The sequence below is a fragment of the Arthrobacter sp. UYEF36 genome (assembly GCF_040547025.1).
GTDB lineage: Bacteria > Actinomycetota > Actinomycetes > Actinomycetales > Micrococcaceae > Arthrobacter.
Genome location: NZ_JBEPOX010000001.1, coordinates 312,556 through 329,777 on the forward strand (window position 1 = coordinate 312,556; position 17,222 = coordinate 329,777).

Annotated in this window: 13 protein-coding genes; 12 read left to right on the forward strand and 1 reads right to left on the reverse strand. The window is 67.0% G+C overall.

Going from position 1 to position 17,222, the window contains the following annotated elements; genetic code table 11:
- Window positions 1-28: 28 nt before the first annotated feature.
- From ABIB29_RS01555 to ABIB29_RS01595, 9 genes are all read left to right on the forward strand, one after another.
- Window positions 29-472, forward strand: coding sequence for a hypothetical protein (locus tag ABIB29_RS01555; protein WP_354169440.1), 444 nt, complete (start codon window positions 29-31; stop codon window positions 470-472).
- A 473-nt stretch (window positions 473-945) separates the two neighbouring features.
- Window positions 946-1,242: a co-chaperone GroES gene (gene groES, locus ABIB29_RS01560; RefSeq protein ID WP_069949240.1), complete on the forward strand. Its 297-nt coding sequence runs from the start codon at window positions 946-948 to the stop codon at window positions 1,240-1,242.
- 77 nt (window positions 1,243-1,319) lie between these two features.
- A complete protein-coding gene (gene groL, locus ABIB29_RS01565; RefSeq protein ID WP_354169442.1) occupies window positions 1,320-2,930 on the forward strand; it encodes a chaperonin GroEL in 1,611 nt (536 codons plus the stop codon).
- A gap of 71 nt (window positions 2,931-3,001) precedes the next feature.
- Window positions 3,002-4,561, forward strand: coding sequence for a DUF1538 domain-containing protein (locus tag ABIB29_RS01570; protein ID WP_354170261.1), 1,560 nt, complete (start codon window positions 3,002-3,004; stop codon window positions 4,559-4,561).
- Window positions 4,558-4,908 carry a P-II family nitrogen regulator gene (locus tag ABIB29_RS01575; RefSeq protein ID WP_354169444.1) on the forward strand — a complete coding sequence of 117 codons (351 nt, stop codon included), beginning with the start codon at window positions 4,558-4,560 and terminating at the stop codon, window positions 4,906-4,908. The genes ABIB29_RS01570 and ABIB29_RS01575 overlap by 4 nt, the downstream gene beginning before the upstream one ends.
- 45 nt (window positions 4,909-4,953) lie before the next feature.
- Window positions 4,954-5,343, forward strand: a complete 390-nt coding sequence (locus tag ABIB29_RS01580) for a CBS domain-containing protein (protein ID WP_354169445.1) — start codon at window positions 4,954-4,956, stop codon at window positions 5,341-5,343.
- A 166-nt stretch (window positions 5,344-5,509) separates the two neighbouring features.
- Window positions 5,510-7,588 carry an acyltransferase family protein gene (locus tag ABIB29_RS01585; protein ID WP_502915532.1) on the forward strand — a complete coding sequence of 693 codons (2,079 nt, stop codon included), beginning with the start codon at window positions 5,510-5,512 and terminating at the stop codon, window positions 7,586-7,588.
- Between the two features lie 180 nt (window positions 7,589-7,768).
- Window positions 7,769-9,280, forward strand: a complete 1,512-nt coding sequence (gene guaB / locus ABIB29_RS01590; protein WP_354169447.1) for an IMP dehydrogenase — start codon at window positions 7,769-7,771, stop codon at window positions 9,278-9,280.
- Between the two features lie 105 nt (window positions 9,281-9,385).
- Window positions 9,386-11,227, forward strand: a complete 1,842-nt coding sequence (locus tag ABIB29_RS01595; protein WP_354169449.1) for an ABC transporter ATP-binding protein — start codon at window positions 9,386-9,388, stop codon at window positions 11,225-11,227.
- Window positions 11,228-11,421: 194 nt separating this feature from the next.
- Here the strand turns inward: ABIB29_RS01595 and ABIB29_RS01600 are convergent, their stop codons facing one another.
- Window positions 11,422-13,326 (reverse strand): S8 family peptidase, encoded by a 1,905-nt coding sequence (locus ABIB29_RS01600; RefSeq protein ID WP_354169451.1) that lies wholly within the window; start codon window positions 13,324-13,326, stop codon window positions 11,422-11,424.
- Between the two features lie 306 nt (window positions 13,327-13,632).
- Here ABIB29_RS01600 and ABIB29_RS01605 point away from each other — a divergent pair, with 306 nt between their 5' ends.
- From ABIB29_RS01605 to ABIB29_RS01615, 3 genes are all read left to right on the forward strand, one after another.
- Window positions 13,633-14,769: a GuaB3 family IMP dehydrogenase-related protein gene (locus ABIB29_RS01605; RefSeq protein WP_354169452.1), complete on the forward strand. Its 1,137-nt coding sequence runs from the start codon at window positions 13,633-13,635 to the stop codon at window positions 14,767-14,769.
- A gap of 74 nt (window positions 14,770-14,843) precedes the next feature.
- Window positions 14,844-16,595 carry a glycerol-3-phosphate dehydrogenase/oxidase gene (locus ABIB29_RS01610; RefSeq protein ID WP_354169454.1) on the forward strand — a complete coding sequence of 584 codons (1,752 nt, stop codon included), beginning with the start codon at window positions 14,844-14,846 and terminating at the stop codon, window positions 16,593-16,595.
- A 69-nt stretch (window positions 16,596-16,664) separates the two neighbouring features.
- Window positions 16,665-17,153, forward strand: a complete 489-nt coding sequence (locus ABIB29_RS01615) for a PTS sugar transporter subunit IIA (RefSeq protein WP_354169456.1) — start codon at window positions 16,665-16,667, stop codon at window positions 17,151-17,153.
- Window positions 17,154-17,222: the final 69 nt, after the last annotated feature.

The following is a 17,222-nucleotide window of genomic DNA, read 5'->3' on the forward strand; positions in this document are numbered from 1 at the left end:
GAGCCGCGCGCCCGATAAGGTTGTCGGCATGGATGACAGCGGCACGGCAAACAGCGGCACGGACAGCGGCACGGACGAGAACTACCCGGAGAACGGCGCCGCCCAGCAGGACGCCGACGGCGGCCGTGGCGCCCGGCAGGGACTCGCCCGCTACGCCCGGCCGGCGCTGATCGCCGGCACCGTCATCGCGATCGTTTGCGTGGCGCTCCTGGTCATCATCTTCTTCCTGGACTCCTTCAACGCCACGGTCTACTCCGTCGGCGGCAAGGACGTCCAGGACACCACCGACGAGGCGAAGGCCATCCGGGAGAGCTACGCCGCGGTCCGCGCCGGCGCCGCCGTGTTCCTGGCCCTGGGTGCTGCCCTGGCCGCGGCGGCCGGCCTGGTGCTGTACCGGCACCGGAACGACGCCGGTGTCAACGACGGGGACAGCGGCGAGGACGTCGACTTCGAGGACCTGGGCGGCGCCTAACGGCAGGCCCCGCTGGCCTACCCCCCTTGCCGCTATACAGCCGCCGGCCCGCCCCCGCCCCCTCTGGACATGCCCAGTGTTCGGCGCCAGGCCTGGACATAGGGCCATTATGTCCAGTGCCCGGGGCCAGGGCTGAGCATGTCCCCGTGCCTGGCCTGGACGTGGTGCGCACGCCCCGCTGGACATGTCCAGTGTTCGGCGCCAGGCCTGGACATAGGGCCATTATGTCCATTGTCAGCGGCCAGGACTGAGCATGTCCCCTAGTGGATCGCGTTCACCGGGAACGAATTTCTGGCACTCACCTTGACCGAGTGCTAACTACTTACATAGAGTCGTCATTAGCACTCTCCCTAGGAGGGTGCTAACACCTGAAGCTTTACAGCCAGGCTGCTGCCGGCACCGCGACGACGGTCTGTACGCCTTGGCACCACAGCTTTGAAGTCCACGAATTTGCTGACGAAAAGGAGAGGTCATTGTCGGTCTCTATTAAGCCTCTTGAGGATCGTATTGTTGTCCGCCCGCTCGAAGCCGAGCAGACCACGGCTTCCGGCCTGGTTATCCCGGACTCCGCGCAGGAAAAGCCGCAGGAAGGCGAAGTTGTTGCAGTAGGCCCCGGCCGCTTTGACGACAACGGCAACCGCGTTCCGATCGACGTCACCATTGGCGACGTTGTGATCTACTCCAAGTACGGCGGAACTGAAGTCAAGACCGGCGGCACCGAGTACCTCGTGCTGTCCGCCCGCGACGTCCTGGCGATCGTCGTAAAGTAACTCTCTTGGACCCCGCGCCGCCGATCCTCCTTTGACGGGTCAGTTGCGCGGGGTTCTGTCTTTGAAAGGACAAAACCATGGCAAAGCAGCTTGCGTTTAACGACGCTGCCCGCCGGTCGCTTGAAGCCGGCATCGATAAGCTCGCCAACACGGTCAAGGTGACGCTTGGCCCGCGCGGCCGCAACGTCGTGCTGGACAAGAAGTGGGGCGCCCCCACGATCACCAACGACGGCGTCACCATCGCCCGTGAAGTCGAACTGGACGACCCGTACGAGAACCTTGGCGCGCAGCTTGCCAAGGAGGTCGCCACCAAGACCAACGATGTTGCCGGTGACGGCACCACCACCGCCACGGTGCTGGCACAGGCCCTCGTCAAGGAAGGCCTCCGCAACGTTGCGGCAGGCGCCGCCCCGGGCCAGATCAAGCGCGGCATCGAGGTCTCGGTTGAGGCCATCGCCGCCCGCCTGCTCGAAAACGCCCGCCCGGTCGAAGGCACCCAGGTCGCCAACGTCGCCTCCATCTCCGCCCAGAGCGACGAGATCGGCGAACTGCTGGCCGAGGCATTCGACAAGGTCGGCAAGGATGGTGTGATCACCATCGAGGAATCCTCCACCACGCAGACCGAACTGGTCCTCACCGAGGGCATGCAGTTCGACAAGGGCTACCTCTCCCCGTACTTCGTCACCGACGCGGAACGCCAGGAAGCTGTCCTCGAAGACGCCCTGATCCTGATCAACCAGGGCAAGATCTCCTCGGTCCAGGACTTCCTGCCGCTGCTGGAAAAGGCGCTGCAGAGCTCCAAGCCGCTCTTCATCATCGCCGAGGACGTCGACGGCGAGGCACTCTCCACGCTGATCGTCAACCGCATCCGCGGCACCCTGAACGTCGTCGCCGTCAAGGCGCCGGGCTTCGGTGACCGCCGCAAGGCCATGCTGCAGGACATCGCTACGCTCACGGGCGCCCAGGTTGTCTCGCCGGAACTGGGCCTCAGCCTGGACACGGTTGGCCTTGAGGTGCTGGGTACCGCCCGGCGCATCACCGTCACCAAGGACAACACCACCATCGTGGACGGCGCCGGTTCGGCAGAGGACGTCGCAGCCCGGGTTTCCCAGCTGCGCGCCGAGCTGACCCGCACGGACTCCGACTGGGACAAGGAAAAGCTGCAGGAACGCCTGGCCAAGCTGGCCGGCGGCATCGGCGTGATCAAGGTCGGCGCTGCCACCGAGGTCGAGCTCAAGGAAAAGAAGCACCGCATCGAGGACGCCGTGTCCTCGACCCGCGCTGCCCTGGAAGAAGGCATCGTCGCCGGCGGCGGCGCCGCCCTCATCCACGCCCTCAAGGCGCTGGACGAGGACCCGGCCGTCCAGGGGCTCGAGGGCGACGCGGCAGCTGCTGTCGGCATCGTCCGCCGGGCACTGACCCAGCCGCTGCGCTGGATCGCCCAGAACGCCGGCTTCGACGGCTACGTCGTCGTCGCCAAGGTCGCCGAATCCGCCAACAACCAGGGCTTCAACGCCAAGACCGGCGAATACGAAGACCTGATCGCTGCCGGCGTCATCGACCCCGTGAAGGTGACGCGTGCGGCCCTCCGCAACGCCGCTTCCATCGCGGCACTGGTGCTCACCACGGAAACCCTCGTGGTCGAGAAGCCTGCCGAGGAAGACCAGCACGCAGGACACCAGCACTAGCATCAAGCCATAGCAGTCAGGGCCGGTCCGGCATCAGCCGGGCCGGCCTTTGCTGTACCCGCCGCAGGTTGGTGTGGACACGTTTCGCCGGGACCGGCAAACTGGCAGGCAAGGACGCACAGGAACGCCGCCACCGGGAAGAGGACTCGATGGAGCACCTCAGCCGATTCGCCCGCGAATTCGTCAAGGCACTGAGGAACCTGCTGCCCATCGTCGTCGTCGTTGTCGTGTTCCAGGCGCTGGTGTTCCGCAGCATGCCGGATGATCCGCTGGTGTTGGTTGCCGGGCTCCTGATTGTGGCGGCCGGCATTGCGTTGTTCCTGCACGGCCTGGATCTGAGCGTCTTCCCCGTGGGCAAAAACCTGGCCAACCAGTTCGTCCGGCGCGGTGCCCTCGGACTCCTGCTGCCGTTCGGATTCGCCATCGGCTTCGCGGCCTCAGTGGCCGAGCCTGCCGTGATCGCGGTGGCCGAGCAGGCACAGATCGTCAGTGACGGCCGGATCAGCGCCCTGGTGCTGCGTTTCGTCATCGCCATCTCCGTGGGCCTGGTCCTGATGGTGGGCATCCTGCGCGTTCTGCGCGGCTGGGCGGTCTACAAACTGCTGATCGGCGGCTACGCCCTGGTGCTGGGACTGACCTATATCGCGCCGGCAGAAGTTATCGGCCTCGCCTACGACTCCGGCGGGGTCACCACCAACATCGTCAGCGTTCCCCTGATCACCGCGATCGGACTCGGGCTGGCGAACTCAATCCGCGGGCGCAGCCTGCTCGCCGACGGCTTCGGCCTCGTGGCGCTGTGCGTGATGGTCCCCATGGCCGGGGTGCAGTTGTACGGAACCTGGGTTTACACCTTCAGTGATGCGAGCGTTGGGACCGCACCGGACACGGGGGAGGACCCAACAGACTGGGTTGTCGGCATGCTGCTGGGCCTGGCCTCAATGGTCCGGGAGGTCCTGCCGCTCGTGGGGGTGGTGCTGTTCTTCCAGTACGTCGCGCTCCGGCGCCAACTGGCCCACCCCATGCGCGTTGTCGTCGGATTCGTCATGGTGCTTTTGGGGCTCTATGCCTTCGTTGTGGGACTGCGGATCGGGCTGTTCCCCATCGGTAGCTTGATGGCCGAGCAGCTGATCGAACAGGGCAACCCGTCGCTCATCCTGCTTTTCGCCCTTCTCATCGGCTTCGCCACCACCATGGCCGAACCGGCGCTGGTGGCGATCGGGGACCAGGCCCAGGACGCGTCCCTGGGAAAGATCAACGGATTCGCCATCCGGACCATCGTCGCTGTCGGCGTCGGGCTCGGAATCACCGTCGGCGTCTACCGGATCCTGGTGGGCGGCCCCTTCCATTACTTCATTATGGCCGCCTACGCCGTCGCGATCGTCCTGGTCTTCCTGACGCCGAGATATGTGGTCGCCCTGGCGTTCGACCTCGGAGGCGTCACGACGTCGGAGGTCACGGTCCCGCTGGTCACCGCCCTGGGCATCGGCCTGGCAGCAGCGGTCGAGGGCCGGGACGTGCTGATCGACGGCTTTGGATTAATCGCCTTCGCCTCCATCTTCCCCGTCGTTGCCGTGATGGTGTATGCCATGGTGATGGAGCGATTCCCCCGGCTTCGAAAGGAACCATCATGAAATTCACTGCCATTGTTGTGATCGCCCCCGAGGACCTCGAAGACCGCGTAATCACCCAGGCGCAGCGCGTCGGGGCCACGGGCGTGACCATCCTGCCCGGCAAAGGCATCGGCGGGGAGGCAAAAAAGACGTTCTTCGGGCTGACTTTTGAGGGCTCCCAGTCGGTGCTGCTGATGGTGGTGGGAAGCCACCTGACCGCGCCGATCCTCAAGGAAATGCATAAGACCCTGGTCCGCGGCACGGAATCCCGGGGCCTGGCGTTCGCCGTCCCGATCGAGCACCTCACAGGAATCGACACCAGGCAGGTCGACCGGTTCGAGGAGCACTTGCGCCGCGAAGAGGCCTGAAACCCCGGGCACAGTCCACGCATCCGTTCAACGAGGAGGAACCACATGCTGACCGTCAAGAATGTCATGGTAGGGAACGTCATCACCATTTCCCCGTACAGCACCCTGCGGGAGGCACTTGCCTCGATGAAGGAAAACCGCGTCAAGAGCCTCGTGGTGGAGCGGCAGCACGTGCACGACTCCTACGGTCTCCTGACCTACAACGAACTGCTGCGGGCTGTCGTCGCGCAGGAAGGCGACGTGGACCTCCTCAACGTCTACGACGCCGCCACCATCCCGGCCATCACTGTCGGCGAGGATCTCTCCGTCCGCCAGGCGGCCGCGCTGATGACCCGTTACCAGCTCAACCGGCTGGTCGTCGTCGAGGGAAACCAGCTCGTGGGCCTGTTGGCGATGAACGACATCCTGGCCCGCCTGATGGAAGAACTGACGTAACCGGCGGACAGCTACGGTGAAAACCTTCGTCCGGGCGGCGGCCGGGAAAGGTTCGGGGACTGCATCGATGTCTCTGGCGGCCCGGACCGCCGCGCCGCCTTGATTGGCCAGAAAAATTAGGACTCGGTACGATTGACGCTTTGGAAACCGGCCTGGAGGGTCCCGAGTGTCGAACGAGCGAACCATAGCCAGCCCGCCGGCAGCGGGCGCGGGTTCGCCGGCGCGCGCCACATCCGGCTACCGCCCCGAGGTCCAGGGCCTCCGCGCCCTCGCGGTCCTCATGGTGGTCACCTACCACGTGTGGCTCGGGCGGGTCTCCGGCGGGGTGGACATCTTCCTGCTGATTTCGGCGTTCCTGCTGACCCTCAGCTTTGCCCGGAAGGTCGAGGGCGGCAAGCCCCTGCGGCTCCTGAGCCACTGGCTCCACCTGCTCAAGCGGCTGCTTCCCGCCGTTGTGGTGGTCGTCCTGGGCGTACTGGCCGGCACCCGGGTGGTCTTGCCCCAGAGCCGCTGGCCGGACGTGCTGGACCAGGCCTGGGCCTCCCTCTTGTACCGGCAGAACTGGCTCCTGGCGGACACCGCCGTCGACTACTACGCGCAGGACCACGCAGGGGCCAGCCCGTTGCAGCACTTCTGGTCGCTGTCCATCCAGGGCCAGGTGTTCCTGCTCTGGCCGGTCATTTTCGCCGGGGCGGCCTTGCTGCTGCGGTTCCTGCGCCGGACCCCCCTCGGCGACCGGGTGAGCTATCCCGCGCTCCTGGCCGGGGCCTTCGGCGCGATCTTTGTTGTGTCGCTGGTGTTTTCCATTGAGCAGACAGCCACCAACCAGTCCTACGCCTACTTCGACACCCGCACCCGGCTCTGGGAATTCGCCCTCGGCTCGCTGCTGGCGCTCGCGCTGCCGCACCTCAAGCCCGGCAAGGCGCTGCGCGTCGTCCTCGGGTGGACCGGCCTGGCCGCGATGCTCTCCTGCGGCCTGCTGCTCACCGTGGACCGCTCTTTCCCCGGCTTCATTGCGCTGTGGCCGACGCTGGCTGCGGCAGCCATCATCGTCGCCGGACAGAGCGGCAGCCGCTTCGGCGTGGACCGCTTCCTGACCTGGAAGCCGCTGGTATCGCTCGGGGACAACTCCTACGCCCTGTACCTCTGGCACTGGCCGCTGCTGGTGCTGGCGCTTGCCGCGACGGGCATCACCGCGCCGAACCTGGTCCAGGGCCTGGCGATCGTTGCCGCCTCGATGGGGCTGGCCGTGCTGACCACCCGGTTCGTGGAGAAGCCGCTGCGCGAGTGGCGCTGGCCGCAGCGCCGCGCCTGGCGCACCGCCGTCGTGATCGCGGCGTGCGGCGCGCTGCTGGCGGGCCCGGTGTCCGTGTGGCAGAGCAAGCTGCTGGCGGATGAGGCCGTGGCCGCCGCACAGCCGAAGGAACTGACCCCCGGTGCGGCCGCCCTGGCGCCCGAGAACGCGGGCAAGCCGACGCCGGAGGCGAAGATCATCCCGGCTCCGGCGGCCATGAAGAACGAGTGGGCGGACATCGACGGTCTGTGCACGGACGGGAACGTCCCGGCGGATCCGCTGCTCGCGGGCTGCTTGCAGAACAGCCGCCCGGACACCGTGACAAAACGCATTGTGGTGCTCGGCGACTCCCACGCCCAGCAATACATGGCCGCGCTCGGCCCGGTTGCCCGAAGCCACGGCTGGGAAGTCGTGGCCCTCCTGAAGGGCAATTGCCGCTTCGGCGGCGAATCCCCGGACCGGGACGCCGAGTGCAACGCCTTCAACAGGGCCAGCGCCCAGTACGTCCTTGACCACCAGCCGGACGCGGTCTTCACCGTCGCGTCGCTGACACACAAGGATGAACCCTTCGAAACCGAGGTGCCGCACTACCTCGAAGGCATCAAACCCTTCACCGATACGGGCATTGAAGTGGTCGGCATCCGCGACAACCCGCGCTTCACCATGAACATGCCCGAATGCATCCAGAGGCACGGGCCCGAGGCCCCGAAATGCCAGGTGCCGCTGGAGGAGTCCCTGGCCGAGTCCTCACCGCTGGACGCGTACCGGGGGAGGGTGCCGGGGCTGCACCTGATGGACCTGAGCGACTTCATCTGCGCCGGCGGGATCTGCCCGGCCGTCGTCGGGAATGTGTACGTCTATAAGGACGACAACCACCTGACCAAGACCTACGTCCAGAGCATGATCCCCATGTTCGAACAGCGCCTGCTCGCGGCCACCGGCTGGACGTGACGCGCCGGCACCGGTCCGGCCGGTGCCGTTGCTCACATTACTGCCGCGGAATATGGGGATCGCCGCCAAGGTTCTAGTATTTATTCAACACTTCTGCACAGGCCATGCCCGTAATGACGGGCTGGTCATCTGTTGCAACCCCTACCCGTGAAACCCGTAACCAAGGTAAGAGGCGCACTCATGACCCAGCCCGAACACAACCCCTTCGGCTTCATCGGACTGACGTACGACGACGTCCTGCTGCTGCCCGGCCACACGAATGTCATCCCCTCCGAGGCCGACACGTCCTCCCGGATCTCCAAGCGGATCTCGGTCCAGACCCCGCTGCTCTCCGCGGCAATGGACACGGTCACGGAATCGCGGATGGCGATCGCCATGGCCCGCCAGGGCGGCCTCGGCGTCGTTCACCGCAACCTCTCCATCGCCGACCAGGCGGACCAGGTGGACCGGGTCAAGCGCAGCGAATCCGGCATGATCACCAACCCGCTGACCATCGGTCCGGAAGCCACCCTGGCCGAGCTGGACGAAATCTGCTCGCACTACCGGGTCTCCGGCCTGCCCGTCGTGGACGAGGGCATGCGGCTACTGGGCATCGTCACCAACCGCGACACCCGCTTCGTGCCGGAAGCGGATTTCCCCATCCGCCTGGTCAGCGACGTGATGACCAAGATGCCCCTCGTCACGGGGCACGTCGGCATCAGCCGCGAGGAAGCCTCGCACAAGCTCGCGACCAACAAGATCGAGAAACTCCCGCTCGTTGACGAGCAGGGCCGGCTCAAGGGCCTGATCACCACCAAGGACTTCACCAAGGCCGAGCAGTACCCGCTGGCCACCAAGGACGACGAAGGCCGGCTGCGCGTCGGCGCCGCCATCGGGTTCTTCGGCGACGGCTGGGAGCGGGCCATGGCGCTGATCGACGCCGGCGTGGACGCCCTCTTCGTCGACACCGCCAACGGGCACTCCCAGGGTGTCCTGGACATGATCCGCCGGCTCAAGTCCGATCCGGTGGCCGCGCACGTCGACATCATCGGCGGCCAGGCCGCCACCCGCGAAGGCGCCCAGGCGCTCATCGACGCCGGTGCCGACGGCATCAAGGTCGGCGTGGGCCCGGGATCCATCTGCACCACCCGGGTGGTCGCCGGCGTCGGCGTTCCGCAGATCACCGCCATCTATGAGTCGGCCAAGGCCGCCATTCCCGCCGGCGTGCCGCTGATCGCCGACGGCGGCCTGCAGTACTCGGGCGACATCGGCAAGGCGCTGGTGGCCGGGGCCGACACCGTGATGCTCGGCTCCCTGCTCGCCGGCTGCGACGAGTCCCCGGGTGACCTGATCTTCGTCAACGGCAAGCAGTTCAAGCTCTACCGCGGCATGGGCTCCCTCGGCGCCATGCAGACCCGCGGCAAGAACACCTCGTACTCCAAGGACCGCTACTTCCAGGCCGACGTCTCCGGCGACGACAAGCTCATCCCGGAAGGCATCGAGGGCCGGGTGGCCTACCGCGGCCCGCTGGCCTCGGTGGCCTACCAGCTGGTCGGCGGCCTCCGCCAGACCATGTTCTACACCGGCGCCCCGACGGTGCCGGAGCTCAAGGCCCGCGGGAAGTTCGTCCGGATCACCGCGGCCGGGCTGAAGGAGTCCCACCCGCACGACATCCAGATGACGGTGGAGGCACCGAACTACGGTTCGCGCTAAACCGCACCGCTCCAGGACACGAAGGCCACGGGGAACTTTCCCCGTGGCCTTCGTGCGTCCGGGAGCCGCGCCTGCGCTGTGAAATCCGGCAACTAGGCTGGAGGCATGTCCGAACTCAGGCCCGCCCGTGAGCCGAAGCGCAAACTGGCGCTGCGGCCCTACGCCCGCGCGGTGGCGCAGGTGCTGCGCGTCAGCTTCCGGGCCTCGCCCGCCGCCGTCGTGATGAAGGTCGTGGGCTCGCTGATCTCCGCGCTGCTGCCGCTCGTCACCACCTACTTCGCCGCCCTGACCACCACGGCCCTCGCGGCCGCCTACGCCGGCGATGCCGCCGCGGGGCAGCAGGCCGTTGTCTACGTCATCATCACCGCCGCGCTGGGACTGTTCTGGGGTGCCTTCAGCAGTGTGGACCGGTACATCCAGCAGCTCATGAGCTTCAAGGTCGGCGCGATCGTGGGCGACCTTATGTACGAGCGGTTCCTGGCCCTGGAATTCTGGCGCTACGACGACAAGGAAACGGTGGACCTGTACGACCGGGCCAAGCGCTTCTCCGACTCCTACGCCCGCGTCCTGGACCGGATCGCCGCCATCTTCACCCAGCTGGTCTCGGTGATCCTGGCGATCGGCGCGCTGCTGCTGGTCAGCTGGTGGATCGCCGTGATCGTGCTCGTGGCGATTGTGCCCAGCGTCTACCTGCAGTTCAAACTCTCCCGCGAGCAGATCGCGCACTGGAACACCCAGATCGACTCCCGCCGGCAGCGGCGGATGATCGAGATTAATCTCCTGCGTCCGCAGCACATTGCCGAGATGCGCCTCTACGGGATCGTCGGGTACCTCATGGGGCTCCGCTCCCGGCTGCGCGACGCGGATGAGCGCCGGCGGCTGGATTTCCAGAAGCGCTACATCCCCAAACAGCTCGCCGCCGACACCCTGCAGTACGGCGCCGAGGTAGTGTCGCTGATCTGGGTGGTCGGGCAGATCATCGCCCGGGCGCAGCCGGTGGGGCAGTTCCTCTATGTGCAGCAGATCGTCAGCCGGGCCCTGTCCACCGCCAACAGCCTCGTCTCCTCGCTCAGCTCCATTGACGAGGACCTCGCGAACCTCAAGGACTACGAGCTGTTCATGGCGCTGCCGGTGCACTCCGACCACGCCCCGCCGCTGCTGCAGGCGCCCGGGACCGTGGAGCTGCGGGACATCCGCTTCACCTACACGGGGAGCGAACTGGAAGTCATCAAGGGCATCTCGCTGACCATCCGCGAGGGCCAGCACATCGCGATCGTGGGGGAGAACGGCGCCGGCAAGTCCACGCTCATCCGGATCCTCGCCGGGCTCTACCGCCCGGATTCCGGGCAGGTGCTGCTCGACGGCGTCGACCTCGCCGCCGTCGACGTCAAGTCCTGGCACCGCCATCTGGCGGTGCTCAGCCAGGAGTTCCTGAAGTACGAGTTCGCGACCGCGGCGGAGAACATCTTTTTCGGCGACGTCGAGTCACCGCGCGACGACGGGCGGATCCGCCGCGCGGCGGCCGACGCCGAAGCCCTGGAGTTCATCAACAAACTGCCCAACGGCCTGGACAACCACGTCAGCAACTGGATGGAGGATCCGCGCGGACGCAAAGGCAGCGGCCTGTCCGGCGGGCAGTGGCAGCGCCTCGCCATGGCCCGGAACTTCTACCGGAATGCCCCGTTCATGGTCATGGACGAGCCGTCCTCGGCCATTGATGCGCTCGCGGAGCACCGCATCTTCACGCGGCTCTTCGCCGACCGCAGCAGCACGATCATCGCCATCAGCCACCGCCTCGCCACCATCGAGAAAGCCGACGTCGTCTACATGCTGGAGGACGGCCGGATCGTGGAGCAGGGCACCCACAAGGAGCTGGTGGCCCTGCGCGGCCGCTACTTCCGGATGTTCGAATCCCAGCTCACCGTGGACGAGGCCGAAGGCGTCTGAGGGGAAGGCCGGGGCCGGGCGCCTGGGCCGGCCTGGCCTGCCGGAGCCGCGATCCGGGGGACATGCCCTCCGCAAGCGGGGACCAGTGGACATAACGGCGCTATGCCCACTCGCGGGCACAAAGAATGGGCATGTCCTCCCGGGAAGGGAGGGCATGCCCATTCGTGCTGCCATTTTTGCTGCCCGGCCCGCTGCTACGAGGTCGTCACCGAGGTGTCGTCCACGAAGAAGTAGGTCTTGAGCGAGGAGTCCTCCACGCCCAGGAAGCGCAGTGTGACGGTCTTGCCCTTGAACGAGGACAGATTCAGTGTTTTCAACACGTAGCCGGTGGACTTGTTGAGGTTGGAGTAGGTGGCCAGCGTGGTCGTGACGCCCCCGCTGATGGCCTGGACCTTCAGGGTGTCGTAGGCGGTACCGGCGGTGGTCTCGTCGGTCAGGGTCTTCAGGTAGAAGGACAGGCTGGAACCGGTCACGGAGGCCGGGATGGAGATCGTCTGGTCGAGCTTGTACGACGTCGCCTGGCCCCAGCCGTTCAGGCCGGCGAAACCGGTGCCCGTGCGGGCGTTGGTCCCTGTCTCAAAGGTGTCCGCGTGGTCGGAGGTCCAGGACGCCGAGCCGCTCTCGAAGCCCGGGTTCAGCAGCAGGTTTCCCGACGGCGGCGGCGGGGTGGTTCCGCCAAGCAGCCCCATGGTGGCGGTGGCATCGGAGAGGCCGGCGCCGCAGCCCTTGGTGCAGCCGCCCGGCATCGCCCGGGTGCCCTGCCGGAGCGTGGACTCCACCTGGGCCGGGGTAAGGGCGGGGGACTTGGACTTCATCAGGGCCACGAGACCGGCGACGTGAGGGGCCGCCATCGAGGTGCCCTGGTAATTGGCGTAGCCGGCCCCACCCGGCGTCGAAGTTCCGGTGTTGATCGTGGAGAGAATGCCGCCGCCGCTGACGCTGGTGTCGCCGCCCGGGGCGGTGAGGTCCACGGTAGCGCCGTAGTTGGAGTAGTAGGACAGGCTGCCGCCCGGGTTGCTGGCGGCAACGGTCACCACGGAGTTGCAGTTGGCCGGGCGGAAGCCGGCGGCGTCCTGGTTGCTATTGCCGGCAGCCACCACCACCGTGGAGCCCCGCGACACCGCGGAGTCGATGGCAGCCTGGTAGGTGGTGCCGCAGGTGCCGGAGCCGCCCAGGCTCATGTTGATGACCTTGGCCGGGTTGGCGTTGGCGGGGATCCCGGAGACGGTGCCGCCGGAGGCCCAGATAATGGCGTCCGCGATGTCGGAGAGGGATCCGCCGCACTTGGCCAGGACGCGGACCGGGACGACCTTCGCATTCGGGGCGACCCCGGCCACACCCGCGGAGTTGCCCGTGACAGCGGCAACGGTGCCGGAGACGTGCGTGCCGTGCCAGGAAGAGTTGGCGGCTGCGGTCTGGCCGCATTCGCCGCCGGCGTACCAGTCGCCCTGGTCCTGGGCGTTGGAGTCCCGGCCGTTGCCGTCGCGCGCCGCAGTGGCATCGGAGACGAAGTCATAGCCCGGCAGCACGTTGGCGTCCAGATCCGGGTGCGCCGTGATGCCGGTGTCAATCACGGCGACAGTGGCCCCTGACCCGGTGGCGACATCCCAGGCGCCGGGGATGCGCATGCCGTTGGCCCCGGTGAAGTCCCACTGCTCCCCGTAACGGGTGTCGTTCGGCGACAGCACGGCCTTCATGCGGGCGTCGGGTTCCACTGCGTCGACCGCTCCGGAAGCGGCAATTGCGTCCATGAAATCCTGGGCGGCCTGGTCGGACAGCGCCTTGTCCGAGGCGATCAGGGTCCCTCCGGTGGCCAGGGCGCGCAGTTCCCGCACACTCACCCCCTGCTGCCTGGCGGCAGCGCCCCACGCGTTCGCACGGCCGTCGGGCGTGGCGTTTCCCGGCGTCTTTTTGAAGCTGACGATGAACTGCGTGTAGGCCTCGCCGGCGTTGACGTCCGGAGCCGGAACATTCTCCGAGGCCACCGGCCCGGTGCCGGGAGTGGCGAGCGCCGGGGTGACGGTGAGGGTCATGGTGCCAACGACGGCGGCCAGCGACAGGGCCAGGACGCGGTACTTCCTGAGTGATGCACTTCCCATGGGTTCTGCTTTCTGTAACCGGGCATTGCGGAATGCCCGGAACTGGGGGTGGAGGCCGCCGGATGAAATCCCCGCCGGGCGAAAGTAAACGTAAAGGCATTTGCACGTTTTGTAAACTCTTGACAAAACATGTCAAGTTAGTGTGGACTATCGATTAATCCGTGCACCGCGGGGTGCTTCCCCGCAGCGCGGGCGGCAGCCGCCGCCGCGCTCCCCGCAGCGCGGGCGGCAGCCGCCGCCGCGCTCCCCGCGGCCCGGTGGCGCGGCCAACGCCGGGTCAAGGTCAGGGTCAAGTAAAGTGGGGACGTGACTTACGAGATTGAGATTGGCCGTGGCAAGCGTGGGCGTCGTGCCTACTCCCTGGATGACATTGCGATCGTCCCCAACCGACGTACGCGTGACCCCAAGGATGTGTCCGTCGGTTGGCAGATCGACGCCTACAAGTTCGATATGCCGGTCATCGCCGCACCGATGGATTCGGCCATGTCCCCGGAAACCGTCATCGCACTGGGCCGGCTTGGCGGACTCGGCGTTCTCGATCTCGAGGGCCTCTGGACCCGGTATGAGGATCCGCAGGCCGTACTGGACCAGATCGGTGCGCTCGAGGACGAGACCAACAGCCCCGCCGTCACCCGGCGCATGCAGGAGCTCTACCAGGCCCCGATCCAGCCTGAGCTGATCACCACCCGGCTCGCGGAGATCCGCGCCGCCGGCGTCACCGTTGCCGGCTCGCTGACCCCGCAACGGACCCAGGAACACTACAAGACAGTGGTGGCCGCCGGCGTCGACATCTTCGTGATCCGCGGCACCACCGTCTCGGCCGAGCACGTTTCGAAGGCCCACGAGCCGCTGAACCTGAAGCAGTTCATCTACGAACTCGACGTCCCGGTCATCGTCGGCGGGGCCGCCGGGTACACCCCGGCCCTGCACCTGATGCGCACCGGTGCCGCCGGCGTGCTGGTCGGGTTCGGCGGCGGCGCCACGAGCACCACCCGCCGCGCCCTCGGCATCCACTCGCCGATGGCCTCCGCCATCTCCGACGTCGCCGCCGCCCGCCGCGACTACATGGATGAGTCCGGCGGCCGCTACGTCCACGTGATCGCCGACGGCGGCATGGGATCCTCTGGCGACATCGTCAAGGCGATCGCGATGGGCGCCGACGCCGTCATGCTCGGCAGTGCCCTCGCCCGCGCCGAGGAAGCCCCGGGCAAGGGCTGGCACTGGGGCCAGGAAGCACACCACCTCGAACTTCCGCGCGGCGACAGGGTCAACGTCGGTACCGTCGGGCCGCTCGAGGAGGTTCTCTTCGGGCCGGGCCACCACACCAGCGGAACGTCGAACCTGATCGGTGCGCTGCGCCGATCGATGGCGACCACCGGCTATTCGGACCTGAAGGAGTTCCAGCGCGTCGACGTCGTCGTTTCGCCGTACGCCGGCAACTGACAGCCCCCTGCCCATCCGGGGAAGTTGGAAGTAGTGTGGTGCACTACGAGCTTTGAGACGGATGGAGGCGTGACATGAACAGTTTTCCCGGCGGTTCTCCCAAGGCCGGCGGTGCCCTTGGGCCTGCGGAACGCGAAGCTTCACTCGCGGTACTCAGGGGCACCACCGAACCGGGGAAGGAACTCGACATCCTCATCGTCGGCGGCGGCATCGTCGGAACCGGCGCGGCCCTGGACGCGATCACACGCGGCCTGAGCGTCGGCATCGTCGAGGCCAACGACTGGGCCGCGGGCACCTCCTCCCGCTCCTCAAAGCTGATCCACGGCGGCCTCCGCTACCTGGAGATGCTCGACTTCGGCCTGGTCAAGGAGGCGCTGCACGAACGCGGGCTGATTCTCTCGGCCCTCGCACCGCACCTCGCCCGGCCCGTTCCCTTCCTGTACCCGCTGACCAAGCCGTTCCTGGAACGGCCCTACGTGGGTGCCGGCATCGCCTTGTACGACGCCATGTCCATCTCCACCGGCCAGCGCCGCGGCGTGCCGTTCCACAAACACCTGAGCCGGCGGGGGACCCTCCGGGCAGCGCCGAGCCTCAAGGACGATGCGTTCGTCGGTTCCATCCGGTACTACGACGGACAGGTCGACGACGCCAAGTATTGCGCCAACCTGGTCCGCACTGCGGCCTACTATGGCGCCCACGCGGTGAACCAGATGTCTGTGGTGTCCTTCCTCCGCGAAGGCGAACGCGTCGTCGGTGCCAAGGTGGTCAACCACGAGGACGGGTCCTCGTTCAACATCAAAGCCAAGCAGGTCATCAATGCCACGGGCGTCTGGACGGACGAGACCCAGGCGATGGTGACCGACCGCGGCCAGCTCAAGGTCCGCGCGTCCAAGGGCATCCACCTGGTCGTGCCACGGGACCGTTTCCAATCGACCGTGGGACTGATCCTGCGGACGGAGAAATCCGTCCTCTTCGTCATCCCCTGGGGCCGGCACTGGATCATCGGCACCACCGACACCGACTGGCATCTCGACAAAGCCCACCCGGCCGCGTCCAGCAAGGACATCGACTACATCCTCGAGCACGTGAACCGGGTCCTGAAACGCCCGCTCACCCGCGAGGACGTCGAAGGGGTCTACGCCGGGCTCCGCCCGCTGCTGGCCGGCGAAAACGACTCCACCGCCAAACTTTCCCGCGAGCACGTCGTGGCCCACCCGGTGCCCGGGCTCGTCGTCGTGGCCGGCGGCAAATGGACCACCTACCGGGTCATGGCCAAGGACGCCGTCGACGAGGCGACCCGCAGCATGGACGAACGTGTCCCGCCCAGCTGCACGGAGTCCATCCCGCTGCTCGGCGCCAGCGGATTCAAGGCCACGTGGAACAAGCGGAACCGGATGGCCGAAGAGACCGGAGTCCACGTCGCGCGGATCGAGCACCTGCTCAACCGCTACGGTTCAATGGCCCCGGAGGTACTGGCGCTCATCACCGGGAACCCGGAACTGGGCGAACCGCTGCCCGGCGCGGACGACTACCTCGCCGCCGAAGCCGTGTACGCCGCCACCCATGAGGGGGCCCGGCATGTGCAGGACGTGCTGACCCGCCGGACCCGGATTTCCATCGAGGCCTGGGACCGCGGTGTGTCCGCCGCACCGGTAGTCGCTAAACTGATGGGAGAAGTCCTCGGCTGGAGCGATGCGCAGGTCGAGGGCGAGATCAAGCACTACCTGGCCAGGGTCGACGCCGAACGGCTCAGCCAGGAGCAGCCGGACGACGAATCCGCTGACGCAGCACGGATGGGCGTCGAGGACATCGTTCCGCTGCGTTGACCGGCAGCGTCCGCCGGCAGTCTCGACCGAGACTGCCGGCGCCCTGACGCCACTTCGAAGGGATACCTCTTGGCGGAACCATTGGACCGGTATGACGCCGAGCTCACCACCCCCGAAATGGTGATCCTCGAGATGGACGCCGCCGACAAACTCGACGCCACGACCCAGCTGGCGGAACGGATGCACGCCGCCGGGCGCATTTCGGATCTTCCGGGCTTCCTCAAGCACGTCAACGCCCGTGAACACCAGCTGGCCACCGGCCTTCCCGGCGGCATCGGCCTGCCCCACGCCCGCAGCGAGTTCGTCTCCCGGACCACCATTGCCGTCGGCATCACGAAATACGGCAAAGCGCTCGACTTCGGCGCCGCCGACGGTCCCGCGACGGTGGTTCTCCTGATCGCGACCCCGGCCAGCTCCTTCTCCGAGCACCTCGAAGTGCTGGCCACGCTGGCCAGGTCATTGTCGAAGGAGTCGTTCCGTGAATCGCTCCGCCGCGCCTACGACCCCGAAGTGATCGCCGAACTCATCAACTCCAGCCTGGTCTTCTTCGACCACTGAGATTGGGGCAGGCCCTTTCGTGTCGACTTCGTCGCCACGTAGGGACCCGGCTGCCCCACTCTAGGGGCA

Coding starts and splice junctions, on each gene's coding strand:
- ABIB29_RS01555 (WP_354169440.1), top strand. CDS start 29: ATGGATGACAGCGGCACGGCAAACAGCGGCACGGACAGCGGCACGGAC.
- groL (WP_354169442.1), top strand. CDS start 1,320: ATGGCAAAGCAGCTTGCGTTTAACGACGCTGCCCGCCGGTCGCTTGAA.
- ABIB29_RS01575 (WP_354169444.1), top strand. CDS start 4,558: ATGAAATTCACTGCCATTGTTGTGATCGCCCCCGAGGACCTCGAAGAC.
- ABIB29_RS01580 (WP_354169445.1), top strand. CDS start 4,954: ATGCTGACCGTCAAGAATGTCATGGTAGGGAACGTCATCACCATTTCC.
- guaB (WP_354169447.1), top strand. CDS start 7,769: ATGACCCAGCCCGAACACAACCCCTTCGGCTTCATCGGACTGACGTAC.
- ABIB29_RS01595 (WP_354169449.1), top strand. CDS start 9,386: ATGTCCGAACTCAGGCCCGCCCGTGAGCCGAAGCGCAAACTGGCGCTG.
- ABIB29_RS01600 (WP_354169451.1), bottom strand. CDS start 13,326: ATGGGAAGTGCATCACTCAGGAAGTACCGCGTCCTGGCCCTGTCGCTG.
- ABIB29_RS01610 (WP_354169454.1), top strand. CDS start 14,844: ATGAACAGTTTTCCCGGCGGTTCTCCCAAGGCCGGCGGTGCCCTTGGG.